The organism is Pseudomonas sp. 37 R 15, assembly GCF_900004865.1.
In the GTDB taxonomy this organism is placed as follows: domain Bacteria; phylum Pseudomonadota; class Gammaproteobacteria; order Pseudomonadales; family Pseudomonadaceae; genus Aquipseudomonas; species Aquipseudomonas fluorescens_AM.
This window is the reverse complement of the sequence record NZ_CVTV01000010.1, coordinates 157,467-180,348: the sequence shown is the minus strand read 5'-3', so window position 1 is coordinate 180,348 and position 22,882 is coordinate 157,467. Positions and strand designations below refer to the sequence as shown.

General features: G+C 59.5%; 24 protein-coding genes. 16 read left to right on the top strand and 8 right to left on the bottom strand.

The window, feature by feature from the left end:
- Positions 1–42: 42 nt before the first annotated feature.
- Complete coding sequence (locus tag BFQ04_RS02560; RefSeq protein ID WP_065949441.1) at positions 43–1,002, bottom strand: LysR family transcriptional regulator; 960 nt, start codon at positions 1,000–1,002, stop codon at positions 43–45.
- A 193-nt stretch (positions 1,003–1,195) separates the two neighbouring features.
- Between BFQ04_RS02560 and argH the strand changes: the two genes are divergently transcribed.
- The 7 genes from argH to BFQ04_RS28200 all read left to right on the top strand — a co-directional run bounded on the left by argH (position 1,196) and on the right by BFQ04_RS28200 (position 8,067).
- A complete protein-coding gene (gene argH, locus BFQ04_RS02555; RefSeq protein WP_065949440.1) occupies positions 1,196–2,623 on the top strand; it encodes an argininosuccinate lyase in 1,428 nt (475 codons plus the stop codon).
- A 117-nt stretch (positions 2,624–2,740) separates the two neighbouring features.
- Entirely contained in the window at positions 2,741–3,619 is an 879-nt protein-coding gene (locus BFQ04_RS02550) for an amino acid ABC transporter permease (protein ID WP_065949439.1), read from the top strand.
- Between the two features lie 24 nt (positions 3,620–3,643).
- A complete protein-coding gene (locus BFQ04_RS02545; RefSeq protein ID WP_065887758.1) occupies positions 3,644–4,408 on the top strand; it encodes an amino acid ABC transporter ATP-binding protein in 765 nt (254 codons plus the stop codon).
- 25 nt (positions 4,409–4,433) lie between these two features.
- Positions 4,434–5,255, top strand: coding sequence for an ABC transporter substrate-binding protein (locus BFQ04_RS02540; protein WP_065949438.1), 822 nt, complete (start codon positions 4,434–4,436; stop codon positions 5,253–5,255).
- Positions 5,256–5,407: 152 nt separating this feature from the next.
- Positions 5,408–6,577 carry an MFS transporter gene (locus BFQ04_RS02535; protein WP_065949456.1) on the top strand — a complete coding sequence of 390 codons (1,170 nt, stop codon included), beginning with the start codon at positions 5,408–5,410 and terminating at the stop codon, positions 6,575–6,577.
- Positions 6,578–6,631: 54 nt separating this feature from the next.
- Positions 6,632–7,579 carry a hypothetical protein gene (locus BFQ04_RS02530; protein WP_065949437.1) on the top strand — a complete coding sequence of 316 codons (948 nt, stop codon included), beginning with the start codon at positions 6,632–6,634 and terminating at the stop codon, positions 7,577–7,579.
- Between the two features lie 107 nt (positions 7,580–7,686).
- Complete coding sequence (locus tag BFQ04_RS28200; protein WP_083217906.1) at positions 7,687–8,067, top strand: helix-turn-helix transcriptional regulator; 381 nt, start codon at positions 7,687–7,689, stop codon at positions 8,065–8,067.
- Here the strand turns inward: BFQ04_RS28200 and BFQ04_RS02525 are convergent.
- From BFQ04_RS02525 to BFQ04_RS02510, 4 genes are all read right to left on the bottom strand, one after another.
- Positions 7,997–8,554 carry an AAA family ATPase gene (locus tag BFQ04_RS02525; protein WP_065949436.1) on the bottom strand — a complete coding sequence of 186 codons (558 nt, stop codon included), beginning with the start codon at positions 8,552–8,554 and terminating at the stop codon, positions 7,997–7,999. The two genes, BFQ04_RS28200 and BFQ04_RS02525, sit on opposite strands and share 71 nt — an antisense overlap.
- A 136-nt stretch (positions 8,555–8,690) precedes the next feature.
- The gene (locus BFQ04_RS02520; RefSeq protein WP_371914476.1) at positions 8,691–10,232 is read right to left on the bottom strand and encodes an amidase family protein; all 1,542 of its coding nucleotides are present in this window, start codon (positions 10,230–10,232) and stop codon (positions 8,691–8,693) included.
- A gap of 110 nt (positions 10,233–10,342) precedes the next feature.
- A complete protein-coding gene (locus BFQ04_RS02515; RefSeq protein WP_175413235.1) occupies positions 10,343–11,080 on the bottom strand; it encodes a hypothetical protein in 738 nt (245 codons plus the stop codon).
- Positions 11,081–11,189: 109 nt separating this feature from the next.
- Positions 11,190–12,248 carry an MBL fold metallo-hydrolase gene (locus tag BFQ04_RS02510; RefSeq protein WP_065949435.1) on the bottom strand — a complete coding sequence of 353 codons (1,059 nt, stop codon included), beginning with the start codon at positions 12,246–12,248 and terminating at the stop codon, positions 11,190–11,192.
- Between the two features lie 121 nt (positions 12,249–12,369).
- Between BFQ04_RS02510 and BFQ04_RS02505 the strand changes: the two genes are divergently transcribed.
- The 3 genes from BFQ04_RS02505 to BFQ04_RS02495 all read left to right on the top strand — a co-directional run bounded on the left by BFQ04_RS02505 (position 12,370) and on the right by BFQ04_RS02495 (position 15,184).
- Positions 12,370–12,996, top strand: a complete 627-nt coding sequence (locus BFQ04_RS02505) for a TetR/AcrR family transcriptional regulator (protein WP_065949434.1) — start codon at positions 12,370–12,372, stop codon at positions 12,994–12,996.
- Positions 12,997–13,273: 277 nt separating this feature from the next.
- Entirely contained in the window at positions 13,274–14,593 is a 1,320-nt protein-coding gene (locus BFQ04_RS02500) for a methyl-accepting chemotaxis protein (RefSeq protein ID WP_065949433.1), read from the top strand.
- Between the two features lie 72 nt (positions 14,594–14,665).
- Positions 14,666–15,184: a DUF1003 domain-containing protein gene (locus tag BFQ04_RS02495; protein WP_065949432.1), complete on the top strand. Its 519-nt coding sequence runs from the start codon at positions 14,666–14,668 to the stop codon at positions 15,182–15,184.
- Here the strand turns inward: BFQ04_RS02495 and BFQ04_RS02490 are convergent.
- Entirely contained in the window at positions 15,181–16,065 is an 885-nt protein-coding gene (locus tag BFQ04_RS02490) for a LysR family transcriptional regulator (protein WP_065949431.1), read from the bottom strand. The two genes, BFQ04_RS02495 and BFQ04_RS02490, sit on opposite strands and share 4 nt — an antisense overlap.
- A 79-nt stretch (positions 16,066–16,144) precedes the next feature.
- Between BFQ04_RS02490 and BFQ04_RS02485 the strand changes: the two genes are divergently transcribed.
- Together BFQ04_RS02485 and BFQ04_RS02480 are read left to right on the top strand one after the other, a co-directional pair.
- A complete protein-coding gene (locus tag BFQ04_RS02485) occupies positions 16,145–16,852 on the top strand; it encodes a CTP synthase C-terminal region-related (seleno)protein (protein ID WP_065949430.1) in 708 nt (235 codons plus the stop codon).
- The gene (locus tag BFQ04_RS02480; protein WP_065949429.1) at positions 16,849–17,169 is read left to right on the top strand and encodes an antibiotic biosynthesis monooxygenase family protein; all 321 of its coding nucleotides are present in this window, start codon (positions 16,849–16,851) and stop codon (positions 17,167–17,169) included. Before BFQ04_RS02485 ends, BFQ04_RS02480 begins: the two co-directional genes overlap by 4 nt.
- 45 nt (positions 17,170–17,214) lie before the next feature.
- Here the strand turns inward: BFQ04_RS02480 and BFQ04_RS02475 are convergent, their stop codons facing one another.
- Positions 17,215–17,538 (bottom strand): DUF2025 family protein, encoded by a 324-nt coding sequence (locus tag BFQ04_RS02475; protein WP_065949428.1) that lies wholly within the window; start codon positions 17,536–17,538, stop codon positions 17,215–17,217.
- A gap of 232 nt (positions 17,539–17,770) precedes the next feature.
- Between BFQ04_RS02475 and BFQ04_RS02470 the strand changes: the two genes are divergently transcribed.
- Both BFQ04_RS02470 and BFQ04_RS02465 read left to right on the top strand, forming a co-directional pair.
- A complete protein-coding gene (locus tag BFQ04_RS02470) occupies positions 17,771–18,922 on the top strand; it encodes a glycerophosphodiester phosphodiesterase family protein (RefSeq protein ID WP_065949427.1) in 1,152 nt (383 codons plus the stop codon).
- Positions 18,923–19,013: 91 nt separating this feature from the next.
- Complete coding sequence (locus BFQ04_RS02465) at positions 19,014–19,322, top strand: PepSY domain-containing protein (RefSeq protein ID WP_065949426.1); 309 nt, start codon at positions 19,014–19,016, stop codon at positions 19,320–19,322.
- A 151-nt stretch (positions 19,323–19,473) separates the two neighbouring features.
- On the opposite strand, the gene BFQ04_RS29130 is transcribed toward BFQ04_RS02465, so the two are convergent.
- Positions 19,474–19,917, bottom strand: coding sequence for a hypothetical protein (locus tag BFQ04_RS29130; RefSeq protein WP_139111887.1), 444 nt, complete (start codon positions 19,915–19,917; stop codon positions 19,474–19,476).
- A 98-nt stretch (positions 19,918–20,015) separates the two neighbouring features.
- On the opposite strand from BFQ04_RS29130, the gene BFQ04_RS02460 reads away from it, so the two are divergent.
- Together BFQ04_RS02460 and BFQ04_RS02455 are read left to right on the top strand one after the other, a co-directional pair.
- A complete protein-coding gene (locus BFQ04_RS02460; RefSeq protein ID WP_065949425.1) occupies positions 20,016–21,044 on the top strand; it encodes a transporter in 1,029 nt (342 codons plus the stop codon).
- Between the two features lie 96 nt (positions 21,045–21,140).
- The gene (locus tag BFQ04_RS02455) at positions 21,141–22,745 is read left to right on the top strand and encodes an inorganic phosphate transporter (RefSeq protein WP_065949424.1); all 1,605 of its coding nucleotides are present in this window, start codon (positions 21,141–21,143) and stop codon (positions 22,743–22,745) included.
- Positions 22,746–22,882: the final 137 nt, after the last annotated feature.

Here is a 22,882-nt window from a genome sequence, read left to right as displayed (position 1 = left end):
CGCTGGGGCTCGACACCTACCACATTTGATCTTTGACGGGGCTTAGAGCGGCGTCTTCAGGTCCACGCCCAGCGCCATGGCGAAGGCTTTGACCATCGGGCTTCTTGGCGCGTTGTGGCGCAGGATCAGGTTGAACGCGGTGCTCAGGTGGACCAACTCCGGGCACAGTGCACGCAGGCGCCCTTCCCTTACCAGCGGCGCGGCGTAGTGTTCCGGCAGAAAGCCCAGGAAACGGCCGGTGAGGATCAGGATGGCGACGGCTTCCACTTGGGAGGCCGAGGCGGACTGGCTGTCGTGGTTGACGAAGTTGGGCTTGTCGCGGTGGATCGCGTAGCGGTGGTTGACCACTTCGTATTGGCGCAGTACCTCGGGCGGGATGTCGTTCGCGGTGAACAGCGGATGTCCTACGGCGCAGTAGGCGTGGGCCTTTTCTTCGTAGAGCGGGAAGTAGTCGAATTCTTCGCGGCGTTGGTACACCGGGACGATGCCGGCGACCAGGCGTCCTTCCACTACGCCGCGTTCAACTTCATCCAATTGCGAAGCATGCAGGCGCAATCTGATCTTTGGCGATTCGCTGTGCAAAGTGCGCAAGGCGGCAATAAGCGGGGAGTTAACATCGGAGACGGTGTTATCAATAACGCCCACACTAAGGTCGCCAATCAGTTCGTTTTGCGCCGAACTAAGCTTGTCGCGAAAACTGTCCACCGAGGTAAATAACTCAATGGACGCTTGATACACCAACTTGCCTTCTTCGGTCAGCCCGAAGCCTTCCCGGCCCCGTGTGCACAGGCGCATGCCGATGCGAATCTCGAGGTCGGAAATCTGTTTGCTGATGGCCGCCAGGCCCACATTCAGCTCGTTTTGCGCGGCACTGAAACCGCCGGCCTCGACCACGGCCATAAATACCCGCAGCAATTTGAAGTCCAGTCCGCTCAGTTGCAGCGGCGGTCTTGTGCCGGGTTTGGGGGGCAGGTTTCCAGAAGTGGAAAGTGGGGTTTCCATAATGCGCGTTGACCTCGAGTGCCATATTCAACAGGCTTGAACCCAATCCTTGAACATAGCCAGGCGGCGATAATGAACATAAACATCCGCCCTTGGCAACCTTGAATACGGCGCGTCAGACGCCGGTTCTACCCCGTTGAAATCTTATTTTCACTGCCTCCGACTCTTCTAAAAACAAGCGTGAGGAATACCCATGTCCCAGCCCACCGACCGCCTTTGGGGCGCTCGTTTCAAGACCGGTCCGTCTGCAGCCTTGGCCGCGTTGTCGCGCTGCCCCGAGCGTTATTTTCGCCTCACGCCTTACGATCTGGCCGGCTCCCGTGCCCATGCTCGTGAGTTGCAGCGCGCCGGGTTGCTAGATGAGTCGGAGACCCTACGCACGCTGGAAGCCCTGGACCGTATCGGCGATGACTTCGCCGCCGGCCGCCTGCATCCGACCCTGGATGACGAAGACGTTCACACCTTTATCGAACGCGTATTGACCGAGCGCCTCGGCGCCCTGGGCGGCAAGTTGCGCGCCGGGCGTTCGCGCAATGACCAGACGGCCAACGACCTGCGCCTGTTCCTGCGTGACCATGCGCGCACCATCGCCACCGAGGTGCTGGGTTTGCAGCAGGCATTGGTCGAGCAGGCCGAGCAGCATGTTGAGAGCATCTGCCCCGGCTTCACCCATCTGCAGCAGGCGCAGCCGATTGTGTTCGCCCACCACTTGCTGGCCCATGCGCAGTCGATGCTGCGCGATGTGCAGCGCTTGGTGGATTGGGATGCGCGTACGGCGTTGTCGCCCCTCGGCGCGGCGGCGATGGCGGGTTCGGCGATTGCACGCCAGCCGCAGTATTCGGCCAAGGAAATGGGTTACACCGGGCCGTGCGAAAACTCCATCGACGCTGTCGCCAGCCGCGACCATGTCGCGGAGTTTCTGTTTGTGGCGGGCATGCTCGGGGTGAATATTTCGCGGCTGTCGGAGGAGTTTTGCCTGTGGTCGTCGCGCCAGTTTCGCTGGGTGGTATTGGATGATGCCTACGCTACCGGTAGCTCGATCATGCCGCAGAAAAAGAACCCGGACATTGCCGAACTGGCGCGGGGCAAGGCCGGGCGTTTGATTGGCAATCTGACCGGGTTGATGTCGACGCTCAAGTCGTTGCCGCTGTCGTACAACCGTGATTTGAGCGAAGACAAGCACAGCGTGTTGGACAGCGTGGACACCTTGCTGCTGGTGTTGCCGGCGATGGCCGGGATGGTCGCGACCATGAAGGTGCAGGTCGAAGAGCTGCGGCGGCAGGCGCCGATGGGTTTTACCCTGGCCACTGAGGTGGCGGATTGGCTGGCCACCCGGGGGGTGCCGTTCAAGGAAGCGCATGAGATTACCGGCGCGTTGGTGCAGGCCTGTGAGAAACATGAGATTGAGCTGTGGGAAGCCTCGCCGGCCATGTTGGCGCAGGTGGATGCTCGACTCACACCCGAGGTGCGCGACTGCCTGACCCTGGAAGCGGCGATTGCGGCGCGCAGTGGTTGGGGGGGGACCGCGCCGGAGCGGGTGAAGGAGCAGATGGCGCGGTTGAAGGTGGCGTTGGCTGAGCAGCGCAAGTGGGTCGAGGGTTATCAGGGGTTTCGGATTTAACCCTGGGAATTTTCTGCTGTGTGGACGGGCGCTATCGCAGGCAAGCCCGTTCCCACATTTGACCGTGCTTCAATAGATGGACCGAGTGCAACAGTAGTCGTTTTTTGGAGAACCACCATGAACCAGACCCCGGCCGAGCGCTTGGAGATAGAGCGCAAGTTGTCCGAAAACCAGTTCGATATCACCCAGTACGAGCACGTGCCGCGGCGTTATTACGGGCGGATGTTTTTTGCCACGTTGATCGTGATTGCGTTGGCGGCGCTGTTGCGTGCGTTTGCCAAGGGTCAGATCGAATGGTCCTACATCGGGCAGTTCCTGACGTCCGAAGCCATTCTTTGGGGCCTGGCCAATACCATCATCATGTCGATCCTGGCGATGGCGCTGGGCGTGGTGATCGGGGTAATCACGGCGATCATGCGCATGTCGGCCAACCCGATCCTGCGCTACGTCGCGATTACGTACACCTGGTTGTTTCGCGGTACGCCCTTGATTCTGCAACTGCTGTTGTGGTTCAACCTGGCGCTGATCTTCCCGGTGATCGCCATTCCCGGCCTGTTCAGCCTCGACACCGTTGACCTGATGACCCCATTCGTCGCCGCCCTGCTCGGCCTCAGCATCAACCAGGGCGCGTACACCGCCGAAGTAGTGCGCGCCGGGCTGTTGTCGGTGGACACCGGCCAGTACGAAGCCGCCAAGTCGATCGGCATGCCGAGCCTGCAGGCGCTGCGCAGGATCATTCTGCCGCAGGCCATGCGCGTGATTATTCCGCCGGTAGGCAACGAGTTCATCAGCATGGTGAAAATGACCAGCCTGGCCAGTGTGATCCAGTACTCGGAGCTGCTGCACAACGCGCAAAACATCTACTACGCCAACGCGCGGGTCATGGAGCTGCTGATGGTGGCCGGCATCTGGTACCTGGCGGTGGTGACGGTTCTTTCATTTGGTCAAAGCCGCCTCGAGCGTCGTTTTGCCCGCGGCGCCGGCAAGCGTTCGTAAGTCTGGGTTGAGGAGATTTTCCCCATGAGAAGCATCGTCAAGGCCGTCAACCTGAACAAGTATTACGACCAGTATCACGCGCTGCGCGACATCAATATCGAGGTCGAGCAAGGCGAAGTGATGTGCATCATCGGCCCGTCCGGCTCGGGTAAAAGTACCCTGCTGCGTTGCGTCAACCAGTTGGAAAAAATCGACAAGGGCGGCCTGTGGGTCGACGGCGAACTGGTCGGTTACCGGGTGGTCGGCAACAAGCTGCACGAGATGAACGAAGTGCAGATCGCCCGGCAGCGCCTGGCCACCGGCATGGTGTTCCAGCGTTTCAATTTGTTCCCGCACATGACCGTGCTGCAAAACATCATCGAAGGCCCGTGCCAGGTGCTCAAGCGCTCGCCCAAGGAGGCCACCGAGGATGCGCTGGAGTTGCTGGCCCGCGTGGGCCTGGCGGACAAGCGCAATGCCTACCCGGTGGAGTTGTCCGGCGGCCAGCAGCAGCGTGTGGCGATTGCCCGCGCGTTGGCGATGCGCCCCAAGCTGATGTTATTCGACGAACCCACGTCAGCCCTCGACCCGGAGCTGGTAGGCGAAGTGCTGTCGGTGATGCGCGATTTGGCCACCACCGGCATGACCATGATCGTGGTCACCCATGAGTTGGGCTTTGCCCGCGAAGTCTCCAACCGCATGGTGTTTATGGATGCTGGCCAGATTGTGGAAGCCGGCAGCCCCGAAGACATTCTAATAAGCCCACAAAACCCGCGTACCCAAAGCTTCATTTCTGCCGTTCGCACTTAACTAAAAAACTAACGAGAACGCCCCCATGAAAAAAATGTTCATTCCTTCGTTGCTCGCCGGCCTGATGGCTTCCAGCGCGGTGTTCGCGGCCTTGCCCGCAGCCATCAAGGACAAGGGTGAGATCAGCGCGGCCATCGTGCCGAACTACCCGCCGATGGATTTCAAGGACCCGGCCACCAACAAGCTCACCGGCTTTGACTTCGACCTGGGCAACGCCCTGGCCGAACGTCTGGGCGTGAAGATCAAATGGCAGGAAACCGGCTTCGAGCAGATGCTCAGCGGCCTGACCACCAAGCGCGTCGACATCGTGCTGTCGGGCATGAGCGACACCGCCGAGCGTCAGAAATCGGTGACCTTTATCGACTACTTCACCAGCGGCCCGCAGCTGTACACCCTGGCCAAGCGTGAGGAGATCAAGGAATTGACTGACCTGTGCGGAAAAAAAGTCGGCACCAGCCGCCGTACCACCTGGCCGTCGGAAATTGCCGCGTGGAGCAAGGAACACTGCGAAGCGGCGGGTAAGCCGGCGATCGTGGTGATCGGTACCGAAGGCTCGGCCGATGCGCGCGCGCAGTTGCAGCAGAACCGCCTGGATGCGGCGATGCAGGGCAGCGAGACGATTCCTTATCTGATGTCGCTGGACAAGGGCAAGTACAAGCCCGTGGGGCTGGCGATTTCCAAGCAGTTCACCGGGTTGGGGATCGAGAAGAGCAATACCGAGTTGGTCGCCGCGATCAGTGAAGCGTTGCAGGGCATGATTGATGACGGGACATACGGCAAGATTTTGAAGAAGTGGGATCTGGAGCAAGGTGCGGTCGAGAAGATCAGCATCAATGCCGGCCAGTAGAAACAAGGTCTGAAAAGGTGGGAGGGGGCTTGCCCCTGATTGTGGTGGGTCAGCTCTACATCCGTTTAATGACACGCCCTCATCGGGGGCAAGCCCCCTCCCACATTGGATCTGTGTGTTCATAAGCAATAACAAGGATGCTCTCCCCAGCCGTGGCCACCTACTCCCTGGTAATTCGCCGCCTGTTGATTTGCTCGGTGACCATCGTGGTCAGCCGTTCCATGACCAGCCCACTGCTGGCCCTCTGGCTGAGTACCCGACTGGGCCTCAACCAGCAGGACATCGGCCTGCTGATGGGCGTTGCCGTGTTTATCGCCACGTTGCTCGGTCTGTACGGCGGCTACATCATCGACCGCCTGGAAAAGCGCAAGCTGCTGATCCTGGCCATGCTCTCCAGCTCCATCGGTTTTCTGTTGCTGACGTTTGCCAGCAACCTCTACCTCACCACCCTGACCCTGATGATCACCGAAGCCGCGTCGGCACTGTTCCTGATCGGCTCCAAGGCGATCATCAGCGAAAACCTGGCGGTGGGCGAGCGTGCCAAAGTGTTTTCCCTGCGCTACACCCTGACCAACGTCGGCTATGCCACCGGCCCCATGGTCGGCGTGTTGATCGCCGGCCAACTGCCCTGGGCGCCGTTCCTGATCGCCAGCGCGATTGCTTTTGGCAGCCTGTTCCTGATGGTCGGCATTGCCCCGACCGCACGCACTACCCGTCATAAACCGCAAAGCTTTCTGCGCACCCTCAAGACCTTGCGCAGCGACCGCACGCTGATCCTCTTCACCAGCGGCAGTTTGTTGAGCACCATTGTCCATGGGCGCTACACCCTGTACCTGTCGCAGTTTCTACTGGTTGCCTACACGCCCGCAGCCGCGTTGAAGATTCTGTCCGCAGTGTTGGCCTGCAACGCCATCACGGTGATTTTGCTGCAGTACCAGATTGGCCGTTTTCTCAAGCGCGAGCAGTTACGCCACTGGATTGTGCTGGGCACCCTGCTGTTTATTCTCGGGTTGATGGGGTTCAGCCTGGCCGACAGTCTGGTCAGTTGGTGCCTGGCGATGTTCGTATTCACCTTGGGCGAGATGATTATCTACCCCGCAGAATTCCTGTTCATCGACACCATCGCTCCCGATCCACTGCGGGGCAGTTACTACGGCGCGCAGAACCTGGCGGCGTTTGGCGGAGCGATGAGCCCGCTGATTTGTGGGTATCTGCTGATCAATGCGGCGCCGGCCAGCATGTTTTATGCCCTGGCGGCCTTGACCGCAGCCGGGGGAACACTGTGCTTTGTAAGTGGGCGACGGGTTGCAAGTTCTTGCTGATATTTGCGCAGGTTCTCGCTATTAATAGCCAAACCTCTCACGGACCCGAGCCCCATGAAATTCGACACGGCCTACAGCCTGAGTCTCGATGACAAGCTGTCGATCTATGACGTACGAGACCTGAATTTCGACGAAACCGCCGATTTCGATTCCGACACGGACAACTTTCTCTGCCCCAACGATGTATGCCGCGCGACGTTCGATACCGGCAATACACTGAGTACGTTCAACGCAAAGAACGTCAACTACCGACGCACACCGCATTTCAAGAACAAGACCGCTACCCGGCATATCGAGGGTTGCCGCTACGCCAGCGCCCACAGGAACGCGGCCGGAGAAAGCGATGACGATCGCGAGGAACATTTCCCGTCGGAGTTTGTGCTCACACGGCGTCAGTACGAACGTAAGAATCCCCTGACAGGTACCGAGAACGTCGTCCTGCAAGAACCAACAAAGGCCCCTTCAAATCGCGTCGTCACATCCCATGGCAAGAACGACACCCCCCCAGACAAAACCAGCGTATTCGCCCACCCGGTGGAGTGTTACGTGTCGAATATCGATGACAAGGACAGGCTCAAATCAATGCCGTTGAAAATCGGCGAGCACACGGCGACGTACTGGACGTTCTTCAAAAAAATCGAATACCTGCAGGACAACACGGGCCTGATCTACTGGGGCAGGATCAAGGCGATCAAGAACTACACCAGCAGCTTTCGCATCGACTTCGAAAAGAAGGTATGGCTCGACAAAAAGCCCTACGCCGTCAACGTCTACCTGAGCAAAAAACTCATCGAGAACTACCGCAAGCGCACGGCATTCCTGGAGCAGATCAAGGCCGCAGCAGCCAGCGAACGAGCGTTGTATTGCTTTTTCTATGGCGTCACGCCGCAGCTCAAGCAAGTGCCGAGCAAGAAGACCCCCGAGCAGACGTTCGCGGTATTCAGCGCCAATATTGAAAACCTGGATCATCTGATCATTCGCCAAGTGCCGGGAGTGGAATAGGCGCAAGTGGAAACGCCAGCCTTTGCCCTGAGTTGATGAGCGGTAGGAACAACTGTATAAAAACACAGTATAGTTGTGCCTCCCCTGTCGAACCTGGAGAAATCCCAATGTCCTCTCTGGCAATGAGCTCTTTCGTAGAACAGCAGATCGTCCTTCATCAATTCACCGCCAAACACAGCGCCCAGGCCCGCCTCATGTTGGGTTGGAGCCGCGAAGAACTGGCCCGTCAGGCTGGCGTGACGGTGCAGGCCGTTCAACAACTGGAGAGCCACGGCGACGTCGAGGATGAAACTCGACTGGCCCTGGCATTTTGTCTGGAGGCCCAAGGGTTGGTGTTTTTCCCTGGGTTTGCACCGGGATGGGGAATGAGCAAACGCCGGTTCGACACCGTAGCGGCCGACCCCGCGGCACCCGGCATCATCTCTCGGTTGCTGGGTTCACCCGCTGCATCAATTGACTCGTCAACGCCTCAACCGAATGGTGCGTAGAGTCCAGCCGGATTACCGGGCAACTCAATGGCTTCAACCAGCTTTCATGCCGACGCAAACTGCGCAGGCTGCGGTTGCCGTCGTCGTAACGCGCGGCACAGGCAAGAAATGTGGCGCTGTTTACATGGCGGCTGCCGCCTTCGAGTATCTGGTCGCCGTAGCGCTGTTGTTCTCGCACGCGCAGGCGGTGCAGGCGGACGTCGGAGTCCAGGCGCAGAAAGACCACATGGGTGAACAGCGGGATCAGGGTATCCCCCCATCCGCAGAGTGAGCCGGACAACACCCAACCTTCATGGCTTGCGGTGTGTTCCTGCAGCAGGCGGATGCGCTCATCTTTGGGTCGGGCAGCAGAGAACGGTTCCGGGGTTTGCTGCCAGTAATAGAAGTCCGAGTCGAAAAAGGCCACATTCAGGCAGTCGGCCAATGCCTTGCCCAGGGTGGACGTACCGACGCCTGCAGCGCCAAGGATGTGAATTCTACAGGCCATGGTTTTCTCTCCATGACATTGAGTTCAAGCCACGCCGACATCGGGCCAGCAGTGGCGCAGCTCTACGCATTATTTGTCGGTTGGCCGCACAGGGACAACCTCTACCCTGCGCCGTTGAGCAGAGGTTGGATCACCTTCAGACGTTGCCTGCAGGTGCCTCGGCCGCGTTATCTGCCGTTACGGGTGCTGGCGTAAACGGAGTGCCCGGGAGGAATGCCGGCTCTTTGATCGCCTGTGTGGCCTGCTCATAAACATAGGCAGCGGACAGTAAGGTGGCCTCGCTGTTAGCCGCCCCGTAAAGGTAAAGTGCAGTTGGCATACCTTCATCATCCATGCCCGACGGAACGGACATTGCGGGGTAACCTGCCGCAGCACTGAAAAAATAATTGTTTGAGAGGAAATTCGACACCATGGCGTCGAGCTTGTGCTCTTTCATCGGATCATCGATGGTCTTTTGAAAAACAGGGAGGACGGCGTCCCACAGCTTATCACGCTGGTCCTGGGTCGTTTCCAGGCCGTTGATAAGCTCAAGCAGCTTGTGATCAGGCTCACCAGGTTGCTGGTTACGCTTATTGAATGCGATCAGCTCGGTAAGCGATTTGACAGGCAAGCCTTCGCGTCCGGCAAGATACTCTTCCAAGTGATGCTTGACGTCTGAAAACAACGCTTCGTTGTAATCGGTGTAGGTTTGCTCCTCGACGCCATCCTCGAGGGTGCCAACGGGCACCAGGATCGCACCTTGAGCCCGCAACACCTCAAGCGCCTGTGCGTAATGCTTGCTGTCGGCCCGCTTCGCGGGGTCCCTGGCCTCCTCTGCAGACAATTCAGGCACAGGCGTGTAGCCAATGCGCTTGCCTTTCAACGCGTCGGGCCGCAAGCCTTCGGTATAGACACGGGTTTCGGCCATGGCGTTGAGCGCTTCTGCCGCATCACAGACATTACGGGTGAATGTGCCAATCGTATCCATGCGTGAACTGGTCATGACCCCCTCGTTGCTCAGCAAGCCTACGGAGGTTTTCAAGCCAAAAACGCCGTTATAAGCCGCTGGAGTAATGACCGACCCGCTGGTTTCCAGCCCCAACGCCAGCGGCACATGCCCCTGGGCAACTGCCACTGCTGAGCCTGAACTCGACCCTGCCACCGCCCCTCCGAGGCGATGTGGGTTCAGCGTTTGGCCGCCTCGCGAACTCCAGCCATCCACGGGCAGTTTGGAGCGGAAGTTAGACAGTTCGCTCATGTTGGTTTTACCAACCACCACTACCCCAGCCCCCAGCAAGTTGTCCACAACCCTGGCATTTTTAGTCGCGCTCTCTCCCACCAACGCCTTGGAACCAGCGCTTGTCTGCATACGGTCCCCGGTTTCGAACACATCCTTGAGTGCAATGGGAACGCCATGCAAATACCCGCGCAAATGGCCCTTTTTACGTTCCAGATCGCGAGCCCTGGCGTCCTTGAGGGCATCCGGGTTGGTTTCTACAAACGCGTTACCGCCCTGCAGTCCACGATCAACATTAGCGATTTGTCTGAGGGAGTCCTTCACCAGCGACTCTGAGGTGACCGCACCACGGCTGGACATCTCCCCTGCCATTTGACAGGCGCCCTTGAAGCCCTGCGGCGGATTTGAAAGTTCTTGCACCAGGCCTGACGCCCACCCACCTGCCGAAACGGGTCCGATCATAAAATACCCCTTTAAGTGACTGAATGAGGGCTATCGTCCGATAACCCGACAGCAGTCTAAGAGGTTGTTCCGGCAGCTCTATGCAGAGCTAATCCCACTGCCCGGTATGATCATTCCATAACTGCTGTAGGTACGCTGGATGCTATCAGTTGAGCATAAATTCGCAGCAGAACCTTCACCCGCTCACCCGCCCAGCGGGCCCCATAAAACCAGAGCCTGGCCCCCTCTTCCAGTGCCTGGCAGCCACTGGGGTAGCCGCTTCTGCAAGCGGCATGAAACGCCTGGCTTTGCTCGTCTGATATCAAGGCATCCAAACGATGACGGGTCACAAGCCCATCGATGGCAGTGCCGGATTCAAGCGGGTCGCTCGTACACTGCACGTCCACTGCTACTAACTGCACGCCCGCCTGGCGCAGGATGACGAGCGCGCGCTGCAGGGTCGCACTGTGATCGGCGGGTTCGATTTGACCATCGCGTACATATCGGCTGGCATAACCGATACGCCATCCCTCCAGCACCAGGGATGCATCCGAAGCGCTGCTGTTTTGCACCAGGGGGACTTCAACCATCACGGGCTCAGTGGGGTCGACACCACTGATTGCGATCAGTGATAAAGCCGGGTCTCGCGTGGGCCTGATCATTGGCGCCAAAGCATTGTAGCCGGGTATGAGCACCGCTCCCTCAGCGCGCGTAGCACCGAAGACGATAGCACCGGAGTTGGCGTTGTCGGTTCGCGCCTGGGTGGGGCTGGAAGAACCAGGATCAGCGCTCTCATGCGCAACGGCGTGCGTGCACGCCGGTAAGCAGGGTATGCCCAATCGCCACACTTTCTTGCAGTTATCGTTCATGACAACGTCTCCCCCGACATTAAATTTCCGAGGGATCATCGCACTCCCGTCCGACGTTTGTCGCAGTGTTGAAACACCCTGAAAACACCTTTTTCCCCACGCTCGTTAATCAGCCTGCAGCGTGTCCTTTTGCATCTTGAGTCTCTACTTCCAGCCACCACGCATGCCCTCGCTCGGGCTGGTTGAGCCTGAACGCCTGCCCCATGGCCGGTGTAGTGATCGACACATTGCGCTCCCAGGCCAGTGCCATGATGCGGTCGAACGGCTCGTGCCAGGCGTGGAACGCCAGGTCGAACGTGCCGTTGTGAATCGGTAGCAGCCAACGGCCCCTGAGGTCGATATGCGCCTGCAATGTTTGCTCCGGCTGCATATGCACGTGAGGCCAGTCGACGTTGTAGGCCCCGGTTTCCATGAGGGTCAGGTCAAACGGTCCGTATTGCTCGCCGATCCGCTTGAAGCCGTCGAAATACCCCGTATCGCCGCTGAAAAATATCCGCCGCGCGTCATCGATCATCACCCAGGAACACCATAGGGTCTGATTGCCGTCAAACAGGCCACGCCCGGAAAAATGCTGCGCCGGCGTGGCAACAAAACGGACGCCATCGACCTCGATGCCCTGCCACCAGTCCAGTTGCCGCACTTTGCCGGCATCCACACCCCATTTGACCAGCGTGTCTCCCACCCCCAAAGGCGCCAGAAAGTAGCGCGTCTTGTCGGCTAACTGGACGACCGCCGCGCGGTCGAGGTGGTCGTAGTGATTGTGGGACAGGATCACCGCCTCCAAGGGCGGCAATGCTTCAAGGGTGATAGGCGGTGGGTGGAAACGCTTGGGTCCGGCCCAACTGAACGGCGAGGCGCGCTCGGCGAACACCGGATCGGTGATCCAGAACTTATCGCGCATTTTCAGCAGCACGGTTGAATGGCCCAGGCGGAACACACTGTGATTGGGGGCTGCCTCAAGGTGTTCACGGGTCAGGCGCTGTACCGGGATATTGCCCACAGGCCTTGTAGTACGCGGTTTGTTAAACAACATGTTCCAAAAGATGCGCAAGGTCTTGCCAAAGCCACCGTGCGGCACCGGCGCATCGTTATGGAAGTGGCCCTGCTCCCGCTCGGCAGGCTTGAGCGCAGTGGGTGCGGGATCGAGACGGGTTGAAAGGGTGCCCATTACACAGTGACTCCTACGTCTGCTCATGAATTACACTGCACAGTGTAGTTTCTACATTGCAACAAAATCCTGAACAAGTAAACTGCCGAGTGTAATTTCATTTTTGAGCCGAACGTCCTCCATGAATGCCTCCCCACGCCTCACCGACCGTAAACGCGAAGCTATCGTGACGGCGGCCATCGCCGAATTTCGCAAGAATGGCTTCGAGGTCACCAGCATGGACAGGATCGCCGCCACTGCCGGCGTTTCCAAGCGTACGGTCTATAACCACTTCCCCAGTAAAGAAGAGCTATTCGCCGAAATTCTCCATCAGTTGTGGGCCAGCAGTGCCGCGCAGCTGGATGTGGCATACAGCAGCGACCAACCGTTGCGCGATCAACTGCGCAAGTTGCTGGAAGCGAAAATGAAGATGATGTCGGACGCCAACTTCCTCGACCTGGCGCGCGTGGCCATTGCGGCCACCATTCATTCGCCGGAACGCGCCCAGGACATGGTCAGCCGCCTGAGCGCGCGTGAAGAAGGCTTTACCTTGTGGGTACGCGCCGCCCAGGAAGACGGACGACTGAGTGGCGACGATCCGGCGTTCGCCGCTCACCAGATACAAAGCCTGCTCAAGGCCTTTGCTTTCTGGCCGCAGATTACCCTTGGCCAACCCACCCTCGACGCAGCGTCCCAGGCCCATGTGATCGAATCGGCGATCGATCTGTTCCTCGCAGGTTATGAGGTCAATACCCTCCGTCGCCGGTAAGACGTCAGCCTGAGTCGTCTTACAACTCTTCGTCTGAATCTTCCTCCGAAAGCCTGCCGAGATAGCATACTGCCACCACTGGTCACCTAGTCAGAAAAAAGCTTCCCAGGAGGCGAACTTCCTGGCTGGCCAATCACTCTGAACCCGTTGTTCCACCCCCCTCTGTCAGCACAAGGAAGCTGGCAATGAGCAAGTCAACCGTGAGGCCCAGATGCCCTACGGGGTCAGGCGCATCTACATGGAATCCTCATACGCATGCCTGCTCGAGCTCCCGAACATGCTATTCAACGCTTACAAAAAAACCATCACTGCCTTGCAACACACCACTGCGCAACAAGCCAGCCTGCTGGACGCGATCGAGCGTTCCATGGCGGTTATCGAATTCGACCTGCAGGGCACGGTGCTGCGCGCCAATGACAATTTCTTCAAGACCATGGGCTACCGCGCCGAACAGATCCTGGGCCAACCCCACCGCATGTTCTGCACACCGACGTTCGCCCGCAGCGCCGAGTACAACCAGCTGTGGACGCAGTTGCGTAACGGCCAATTCCAGTCAGGCACCTTTGAACGGGTAGGCGCCGATGGCCAATCGGTATGGCTGGAAGCCAGTTACAACCCGGTCAAGGATGAAGCCGGCCGCGTGATCAAAGTGGTGAAGTACGCGATGGACGTCACCCCACGCCTGCAGGCCGAAAGTGAAGCCAATGCCAAGCTGCAAGCCATCGACCGCGCCATGGCGATGATCGAGTTCAACCTCGATGGCACCATCATCACCGCCAATGCGAACTTCCTGCAGCGCACGGGCTACAGCCTGGCGCAGATCCAGGGCAAGCATCACCGTCTGTTCTGCACCCCGGCGCTTGCCGGCAGCGCTGCCTACAGCGAATTCTGGAAGCGTCTGAACCAGGGTGAACTGTTCAACGGCCAGTTCGAGCGCGTGGACAAGCACGGCAACGCGCTGTGGCTCGAAGCCAACTACAACCCGGTGTACGACGCCAGCGGGCGTCTGTGCAAAGTGGTGAAGTTTGCCTCGGATGTCACCGCCCGTGTGCAACAGCATGCCGCTGACGCGCAAAGCGCTGCGCAGGCGTATCACCTGTCGCTCAATACCCAGGACATGGCCGAAAAGGGCGCCGACGTGATTCAGAAAACCGCCACCGGCATGCGCGAAATCGCCGTCGATATTGACGCCTCCTCGCAACTGATCGCCAAGTTGGGTGAGCGGTCACAGCAGATCACCACCATCGTCAACACCATTCGCGGCATCGCCGACCAGACCAACCTGCTGGCCCTCAACGCCGCCATCGAAGCGGCCCGCGCGGGGGAGCAAGGCCGTGGCTTTGCCGTGGTCGCCGATGAAGTCCGCCAATTGGCGGCGCGTACCAGCGGCTCCACGGCGGAAATTTCCGGCATGATCGCCATGATCCAGGACGAAACCCGCCAGGCCATCGACAGCATGGACGCCACCCGCGACCGCGCGGCTCAGGGCGTGGAGCTGGCCAACCAGGCCGGTACGGTGATCCTGCAGATTCGTGAAGGCACCAGCGAGGCGGTGCAGGCGGTGAGCGCGTTCGCCAATGAGCGGGGCAATCGCTGACGGCTTCTTCATGTGCCTGGCCGGGGCTCGGTCTATAGTGCGTAAGCCTTACGCCATCGACTCGAGCCCGCCATGACTTCAGATAAACCTGACCCAATCCCTGTCGACCACCTGCGTTTCCATCGCCACCACGCTCACCTGGCGCCGACCTTTGGCAACGACACCTTTGCCCTCAAGGCCGAAGCCTTCGCGCGCTTCTTTGGCACCCCAACGTTCCTTGGCGCGCAAACCGCCATTGTGGTGCTGTGGGTGGTGCTGAACATGACCGGCATCACCCACTTCGACGTCTACCCCTTCATCTTGCTCAACCTGGCCTTCAGTCTGCAATCGGCCTATGCCGCGCCGCTGATCCTGCTGGCCCAGACGCGCCAGGCGGCGCGCGACAAAGCCCAGTCCGACGCCGACGCACAACACCGCGAAGCCCTGGCCACCGCCAATACCGCACGCCAGGCCCAGGCGGAACAGACCACCCAACAGCTGCTGGAACTGTTGGAGCAGAACACGCGGCTGACGGAAATGACCAAACAGCTGACCGAGCGTATCGAAACCCTGACCTGTGAAATGCATCAGCACTTTGTGCGCAAAACCTAATGGCGCAGCCAGCGCACGTGTCGCCCCAGCTCATCAAACAGCGTCACCACCGAACGCAACGCCCGGCAATCAGGGCGCGTCAACAGCCACAGCGCCGTCTCATGCCCTGCCAACGCGGGTCCCAGGGGTTGCAGGCCATCGTTTATCAGGAAATCCGGCAACGCGGCCACCCCAAGCCCGGCGCGCACCAATTCCGTCACCGACTGCATGCTGTTGCAGCGATAACCGGGACGCACGCCCGGCAGATGCTCACGGCGCCAGGCCACGGTGGGGTGGTCGGGCAAAAAGTCGTCCGGCGCGATCCAGGCCAGGTCGGCCAGTTCCTGGCCTGCATGCCGACGGGCATAGTCGGCACTGGCGCACACCTGATAGGTCACTGTGCCCAGGCAACGTCCGACAAGATGCTCCGGCGGCTTGCGGGTCAGACGCAGCGCGATATCCGCATCGCGGCGGCTGAGGTTGGCGAAATCGTTGGAGGTGCTCAGTTCCAGGATCAACGCCGGATAGTCCGCCATGAACCTGGCCAGGGCGGGTAGCAGCAGACCTTGCAGCACCGAGTCGGTACAGGTCAGGCGCACCGTGCCGCTGATCACTTCACCGCCCTGCTCCACACCGATACGCGCAGCTTCCAGGGCAAGCTCCGCGCGCTCGGCCTGCTGCGCCAAGTGGTTGGCTAAACTGGTAGGCAGATAGCCAGCGCGGCTTTTTTCAAACAACGTCTGGCCCAGGGCTGCTTCCAGGCGCCGCACTGCCCGGAACACTGTGGACACATCCACCCGCAGCAACCCCGCCGCCCGCGCCAGCGTGCCGCCACGGACCAGAGCGAGGACCAGCGACAGGTCGGTGTAGTCGACCTGATAGTGCGCGGCTGCATTGACCATGTGGGAAAACGCCAATATCGATTGCGTGAGCGCCAATCTATAGTGCCCTTCAGGTCACCACAAGCCATGGATGCACACGATGAACGACACCCCGCTGCACCTCGCTCTGATCGGCGATTACAACCCCGACGTGATTGCGCACCAAGCCATCCCGGTAGCGCTGCAACAAGCGGCCCAAGCCCTGAAGCTGAGCGTGAACCTGCACTGGCTCGGCACCGACACCCTCACCTCAACGGCCTCGCTGCACGGGTTCGACGGCTTTTGGTGCGTGCCTGCCAGCCCTTACCGCGATACCGAAGGCGCGCTGCGAGCCATCCGCTTTGCCCGCGAACAGCGGCGGCCGTTCCTCGGCACCTGCGGCGGTTTTCAGCACGCTGTGCTCGAATATGCCCGCAACGTGCTGGGATGGGCGGATGCCGAACACGGCGAGTTGGTACCGGGCGCCAGGCGCGCAGTCATTACGCTATTGAGCTGTGCGCTGGTGGAAGCAAGCGACACCGTGCGCCTGCTACCCAACACGCGTATCGCCCAAGCCTACGGCAGTCTGGATATCCACGAAGGTTATCGTTGCAGCTTCGGTATCAATCCAGAGTTCGCTCATGCACTGCTCGAGGGGGAGATGATTCCCGGCGGGCATGATGCTGCCGGCGAACTTCGTGCGATGGAACTGCTGAACCATCCTTTTTTCGTCGCCACGCTGTTCCAACCCGAACGTGCCGCCCTCAAAGGCACCACCCCACCGCTGGCAATTGCCCTGCTCAAGGCGTGCCGGGAGGCCTCGGCATGATCGCCAAGACACCGACACCCCCCTACTACGCGGTGATTTTCAGCTCACTGCGCACCGAGGGCGACCAGGGCTACGCTCAGGCCGCCACGCGCATGGTGGAGCTGGCGCGTGCACAGCCGGGATTTCTCGGCGTGGAGTCGGCGCGGGAAGAGGGATTGGGGATCACCGTGTCTTACTGGAGCAGCGAAGCGGCGATCCTGGCCTGGAAACAGCAGGCCGAACATCGACAGGTGCGAGAGCAAGGGCGTTCCCTCTGGTACACAGCGTTTCAAACCCGCGTATGCAAAGTAGAGCGGGACTACAGATTCCCGACGTGAACCTTCGGCCCGCCCCCACAGGTTGACCTTCACACAGGTGCAGGCCTAGCTGACCAGGCTACGCAACGCACTGATCTGCGGGATCTCGGCCCGGCGCATGTACACCCGCAACGGTTCGCTGATGTTGAGCCGATCGTCGATATTCTGCTCCAGCAGTAATTGAATGCGTGCGCGCGACAGGATCATGGTGTGGTCGGCAGCCGGTACCCAGACGAACTCGGCGGTGGGAATGATGCCGTCATCGGCCACGTCCATGCCGAAAGCATCTTCGCTGAAACGCACGATGTACTGACCCGTCTTGCGATTCAGGCCGACAAAACCGTGGAGTTGGTCGGCGGCCTGGCAGATAAGCTCGGAAGTGATGCGCATGGTAAACCTCACTGAAAAGTCCCACAGGGACTGGAAAGATGGTTTACACGCGTGGCAAAAAATACCGCCCTCTGACGGGGCAGCTGTGGCTAAGAGTACTGCAATACATCGCAGAAAAACCCACAAAATTGGCGCGTGCGCACGTTAATGTCGGTTTGGTGATAGCGCCTTTCGCAATCAATTGTTAAAAAGGACACCTTCTCAAAGCTACCTCCACGAAAGGACTTCGCATATGCCTGTCACGTTAACCAACGGCCCGGTGCGCACCACGATAGGGAGTGCCGTGCTGCTGGCGCTGATGCTCGGCCTTGCTCCCGCACAGGCTGCCGACCCGATCAGCCCGGCTGAACTGGCAGCAAACGAAGGCATCCCCTACCCTGCCGTGATCGCCCACCGCGGCGCGTCCTATGACGCCCCCGAGTCCACCGCCGCCGCTTACAAGGTCGCGCGCGACCTGGGCGCCGACTATCTGGAACTGGACCTGCAGCGCAGCAAGGACGGCGTATTGTTCGCCCTGCACGACAACAACCTGCAACGCACCACCGACGTGGCGACCAAGTTCCCCGAGCGTAAAGACGCGCCAGCCAACGAATTCACCTGGAAAGAACTGCAAAGCCTCGACGCCGGCAGCTGGTTCAACGCCGCCTACCCGGACCGTGCACGCCCAGGTTTCGTCGGCCTGAAAATCCAGAGCCTGGATGACATCATCAAGATCGCCGAAGGCAATCCGCAACATAAGCCCGGCCTGTACATCGAGACCAAGGAGCCCAAGCAATTCCCGGGCATCGAGGCCGACCTGAAAAACAAGTTGCTGGACAAGGGCTGGTTGAGCTCTGCCGGCTCCAAGCTGGGCAAGAGCAACACCGGTGTCGGCCAGGGCAAGGGCCGTGTGGTGCTGCAAACCTTCGAGGTGGCCAGCCTGAAAGAACTGCAGAAAGAAATGCCCAACACGCCGAAGATCCTGCTGTTGTGGGTCGGTGAAGGCAGCATTGAACCCAAATCCAAAGTGACCTTCGCCGAGTCCGGCGAAGCGACCAAAGCGGCCTATTACGCCAAGCAGGAACCGAAAGACGCGGCCGAGTTCGAAAAATGGGTCGACCAGGCCAAAAGCCTCGGCGCCATCGGCACCGGCCCGTCGGCTGAACTGACCGACCATGGCGACCAGAGCTACACCGACCTGGTCAAGCCTGAGATGAACAAGCTGACCCACGACAAGGGCCTGTTGGTGCATGTATACACCGTGGATGAGCCGGTTGATTTCGACAAAGTGATGAAGGCCGGTGTCGATGGCATCTTCACCAACCGGGCGGCCGAACTGTTGAAGTTCTACAAGCGCTGGCCGTCGTCCAGCGCGCAGGACCTGCTGAGCGATCATAAATACTGAGGCGTTGGTGTCAGTGAGCCATTAAGGATGAGTTAAGTTGCGCCGGTTAATCTGGCGCCACTTAAACAACTCAACCAGAAGGACACACACCATGAAAACCTTGACCGCTCTGTTCGCCGCCACCGCCCTGACGCTGACTGCCGGCCTGGCCCAGGCGGATGTTCGTCCGGATCAGATTGAAGGCCTGATCAAGTCCGGTGCCGTGATGCCATTCGAAAAACTCAACGCTGCGGCCGTCGCCAAACATGCTGGCGCAACGATCAACGACACCGAGTTGGACCACAACAACAGCGGCGTACTGGTCTATGAAGTTGACCTGACCGACACCGCCGGCAAGAACTACGAAGTCAAGCTCGACGCCAAGACCGGCGCTGTGCTGGAAGACAAACTCGATACTTGAGTTACGTCTAAAGATAAAACGCCAACTGATTGGCGTTTTATTCATTTAAGAAGCCACTCAATTTAAACCTTCCCTTAATAAAAGTATTAGCGATCACGCCCAATACTCACCCACTTCAGGGAAACCATCACTTCGGCACTCAGGTGTGAGTTTAATTGCTTTGCCCGCCCTCGTTGAGCACATACACTATATTGGATTGATCGCCGCCAAACGCGCCAGATACTTCATATCGGATAGCTTGCCAACAGCACCGCACGGCAAATGGCGGGATATCAATTGAAATACAGGTTGGATTGCTGGCGTCCACAATACTCCCCGCTACTGGCGTCCCATCAACGTACACCGTGATGGTATTGTACCCCCATGGGGGAAGGTTTGTTATTGGGGGCACTTCCACTGTCAAAGGGTCAAAGTGGCCGACATTTACAGTCACGCCAAATTCATTTGCACGGCTGCCAGGAATCTCAAGGTCTGGAAGTGTAGAGGCTATCATTGTAGTTGTCCTGTTGAATGATAAAGTTAGTACTACAACCCCATTCAACATGAAGTTTTTATAATCATCTACTGTCAGAAACAACAGGTGTAGACCAGTCATTCGCAACAGTCAGATTCACAACAGCGGACATTTGCCCTTCACGAAACTGCAATATAATTTCCCTCACAATGCTGGCAGTCTCCACCGCGCGAGCTCTCATGAACCACAGTATCGACCACGCCCATCAGGATCCCGACCTGTTTGGCCTGCTTTACGGTTTCCGCTTTCTCCCCGGCGAAAAAGGCCAGCAGATTGACTCCGCTGCCGCGCTGCAGTGGCTGCAACAACCCGGCGACCCGCAGGCATTTCTGTGGCTGCACCTGAACCTGGCCCATGCCGCCTGTGAGCGCTGGATGCAAGCGCACCTGGAACTGCCCGAGGAGTTTTTCGAAGCGCTGCACGAGGGCTCGCGCTCCACGCGCATCGAGCATGTCGATTCGGCCCTGCTGGCGGTGGTCAACGACGTGGTATTCAATTTCAGCAGCATGGTTTCGTCGGATATATCCACGTTGTGGGTGTGTGCGCGCAGTCGCTTGCTGATCAGTGCACGCCTGCAACCGCTGCACTCGGTGGATAAGTTGCGCTCGTCGGTGAAAGCCGGTGAACGTTTTCGCTCGCCGCTGGAGTTGCTGGTGCATTTGCTGCGCGACCAGGGCGAAGTGCTGACGCAGATCGTGCGCAAGACCAGCCTCAGCGTCGATCATATCGAAGACCAGTTGCTGTCCTCGCGCCTGTCCACCAACCGCGCCGAACTCGGTGCCGCGCGCCGCGTGCTGGTGCGTTTGCAACGGCTGCTGGCGCTGGAACCGGGCTCGCTGTTGCGCCTGCTCAACCGGCCGCCGCACTGGCTGCAAAAGGAAGACGTGAAGGAGCTGCGCAAATCCACTGAAGAGTTCGCGCTGATCATCAACGACCTGACGGCCCTGGGCGAGCGCATCAAGCTGTTGCAGGAAGAGATCGCCGCCAACCTCAACGAGCAAAGCAACCGCACGCTGTTCACCCTCACGGTGGTGACAGTGCTGGCGCTGCCGATCAACATCATCGCCGGCTTTTTCGGCATGAATGTGGGTGGGGTGCCGCTGTCACAGGACCCGGAAGGCTTTTGGATATTGGTCGCGCTGGTGGCGACCTTCACCCTGATTGCCGGGCGCTGGGCATTCAGAAAGCGTAAGGATTTAATGAACTGACAGGCACTCCCCACCTAAACACTGACCTGTCGCAGCATCTCTGTAACAATTTGCAATGATCATGAACGCCATCCTCCTCACACTGGATGCTCCGGCATGGCCACCCCTTCCCTGACTGCCTCACCCTCTGCCCCAACACCGCGCCTGGACACCAAGCCCGGCCTGGTCACGGTGATCATGTTCTTCGCCGTGCTCGCCATGGGGCTGCTGTTCACCGCCTACAGCCTGATGCATGACATGCACGAAATGGGCGCTCAGCTCACCACCTGGACCCCATTCCTGCTGCTCGGCGTGGCGCTGCTGATCGCCCTGGGCTTTGAGTTCGTCAATGGCTTTCACGACACCGCCAATGCGGTGGCCACGGTGATCTATACCAACTCGCTGCCGCCGCATTTTGCGGTGGTGTGGTCGGGCTTTTTCAATTTTCTCGGCGTGCTGCTATCCAGCGGCGCGGTGGCGTTCGGCATCATCGCCCTGCTGCCGGTGGAGCTGATCCTGCAGGTGGGCTCATCGGCCGGCTTCGCGATGATTTTCGCCCTGCTGATCGCCGCGATCCTGTGGAACCTCGGCACCTGGTGGCTGGGTTTGCCGGCGTCGTCGTCCCACACACTGATCGGCTCGATCATTGGCGTCGGCGTGGCGAATGCGTTGATGCATGGTCGCGATGGCACCAGTGGAGTGGATTGGAGCCAGGCGGCCAAGATCGGTTACGCGCTGCTGTTGTCGCCGCTGATCGGCTTTGCGTTTGCCGCCTTGCTGTTGCTGGCGCTGCGCGCCTTTGTGAAGAATCGCTCGCTGTACAAAGCGCCCAAGGGCGACACCCCGCCGCCGTGGTGGATTCGCGGCATGCTGATCGTCACCTGCACCGGTGTGTCGTTCGCCCACGGCTCCAACGATGGGCAAAAAGGCATGGGCCTGATCATGCTGATCCTGGTGGGCACCCTGCCGATGGCCTACGCCCTGAACCGCACCATGCCCGCCGACCAGTCGCTGCAATTCGCGGCGGTCGCCGAAGTTACCCAGGCTGCGTTGGTAAAAACAACACCGCAGCCGGCACCCGCCGATTCCCGTGCAACCTTGTCGACCTATGTGCGCACCCAGCAGGCCACGCCGGAACTGGTGCCCGCGCTCGCCGCCATCACCGGGCACATCGGCGCCGAAGTCAAAGGCTATGGCTCCCTGGCCGCAGTACCGGCTGAAGCGGTGGGCAACGTGCGTAACGACATGTACCTGACCAGCGAAACCATCCGCCTGATGGACAAGGGCAAGGTCGGCGATTTCGACGCCGACACCCAGGGCAAGCTGCAGCTGTTCAAGCAACAGATCGACAGCGCCACGCGCTTTATCCCGCTGTGGGTCAAGATCGCAGTGGCCATCGCCCTGGGGCTCGGCACCATGGTCGGCTGGAAGCGCATCGTGGTGACGGTGGGCGAGAAGATCGGCAAGACCCACCTGACGTACGCCCAGGGCGCCTCGGCCGAGACCGTGGCGATGCTGACCATTGGCGCGGCGGACATGTTCGGTCTGCCGGTATCGACCACTCATGTGTTGTCATCGGGTGTGGCCGGGACCATGGTGGCCAACGGTGGCGGCTTGCAGATGCGCACCATCCGCAATTTGTTGATGGCCTGGGTCTTGACGTTGCCGGCGGCGATTGTGTTGTCGGGCAGCCTTTACTGGCTGTTCACCCAACTGTTCTGACCCTCCCTCAATCGAATGTAGGAGCGAGCTTGCTCGCGAAAAACGTCAACGATAACGCGTGCTTTCTGAATGAGCGCGGTGCCTGTGAGTTTTTCGCGAGCAAGAGCTAGGCGCCCCCTCGCTCCTGCAAAAAGCGT

Excerpts from the sequence above, each read along its gene's own strand:
- BFQ04_RS02560 (WP_065949441.1), bottom strand. The coding sequence starts at position 1,002 with ATGGAAACCCCACTTTCCACTTCTGGAAACCTGCCCCCCAAACCCGGC.
- argH (WP_065949440.1), top strand. The coding sequence starts at position 1,196 with ATGTCCCAGCCCACCGACCGCCTTTGGGGCGCTCGTTTCAAGACCGGT.
- BFQ04_RS02550 (WP_065949439.1), top strand. The coding sequence starts at position 2,741 with ATGAACCAGACCCCGGCCGAGCGCTTGGAGATAGAGCGCAAGTTGTCC.
- BFQ04_RS02545 (WP_065887758.1), top strand. The coding sequence starts at position 3,644 with ATGAGAAGCATCGTCAAGGCCGTCAACCTGAACAAGTATTACGACCAG.
- BFQ04_RS02540 (WP_065949438.1), top strand. The coding sequence starts at position 4,434 with ATGAAAAAAATGTTCATTCCTTCGTTGCTCGCCGGCCTGATGGCTTCC.
- BFQ04_RS02530 (WP_065949437.1), top strand. The coding sequence starts at position 6,632 with ATGAAATTCGACACGGCCTACAGCCTGAGTCTCGATGACAAGCTGTCG.
- BFQ04_RS28200 (WP_083217906.1), top strand. The coding sequence starts at position 7,687 with ATGTCCTCTCTGGCAATGAGCTCTTTCGTAGAACAGCAGATCGTCCTT.
- BFQ04_RS02525 (WP_065949436.1), bottom strand. The coding sequence starts at position 8,554 with ATGGCCTGTAGAATTCACATCCTTGGCGCTGCAGGCGTCGGTACGTCC.
- BFQ04_RS02520 (WP_371914476.1), bottom strand. The coding sequence starts at position 10,232 with ATGATCGGACCCGTTTCGGCAGGTGGGTGGGCGTCAGGCCTGGTGCAA.
- BFQ04_RS02515 (WP_175413235.1), bottom strand. The coding sequence starts at position 11,080 with ATGAACGATAACTGCAAGAAAGTGTGGCGATTGGGCATACCCTGCTTA.
- BFQ04_RS02510 (WP_065949435.1), bottom strand. The coding sequence starts at position 12,248 with ATGGGCACCCTTTCAACCCGTCTCGATCCCGCACCCACTGCGCTCAAG.
- BFQ04_RS02505 (WP_065949434.1), top strand. The coding sequence starts at position 12,370 with ATGAATGCCTCCCCACGCCTCACCGACCGTAAACGCGAAGCTATCGTG.
- BFQ04_RS02500 (WP_065949433.1), top strand. The coding sequence starts at position 13,274 with ATGCTATTCAACGCTTACAAAAAAACCATCACTGCCTTGCAACACACC.
- BFQ04_RS02495 (WP_065949432.1), top strand. The coding sequence starts at position 14,666 with ATGACTTCAGATAAACCTGACCCAATCCCTGTCGACCACCTGCGTTTC.
- BFQ04_RS02490 (WP_065949431.1), bottom strand. The coding sequence starts at position 16,065 with ATGGTCAATGCAGCCGCGCACTATCAGGTCGACTACACCGACCTGTCG.
- BFQ04_RS02485 (WP_065949430.1), top strand. The coding sequence starts at position 16,145 with ATGAACGACACCCCGCTGCACCTCGCTCTGATCGGCGATTACAACCCC.
- BFQ04_RS02480 (WP_065949429.1), top strand. The coding sequence starts at position 16,849 with ATGATCGCCAAGACACCGACACCCCCCTACTACGCGGTGATTTTCAGC.
- BFQ04_RS02475 (WP_065949428.1), bottom strand. The coding sequence starts at position 17,538 with ATGCGCATCACTTCCGAGCTTATCTGCCAGGCCGCCGACCAACTCCAC.
- BFQ04_RS02470 (WP_065949427.1), top strand. The coding sequence starts at position 17,771 with ATGCCTGTCACGTTAACCAACGGCCCGGTGCGCACCACGATAGGGAGT.
- BFQ04_RS02465 (WP_065949426.1), top strand. The coding sequence starts at position 19,014 with ATGAAAACCTTGACCGCTCTGTTCGCCGCCACCGCCCTGACGCTGACT.
- BFQ04_RS29130 (WP_139111887.1), bottom strand. The coding sequence starts at position 19,917 with ATGACTGGTCTACACCTGTTGTTTCTGACAGTAGATGATTATAAAAAC.
- BFQ04_RS02460 (WP_065949425.1), top strand. The coding sequence starts at position 20,016 with ATGAACCACAGTATCGACCACGCCCATCAGGATCCCGACCTGTTTGGC.
- BFQ04_RS02455 (WP_065949424.1), top strand. The coding sequence starts at position 21,141 with ATGGCCACCCCTTCCCTGACTGCCTCACCCTCTGCCCCAACACCGCGC.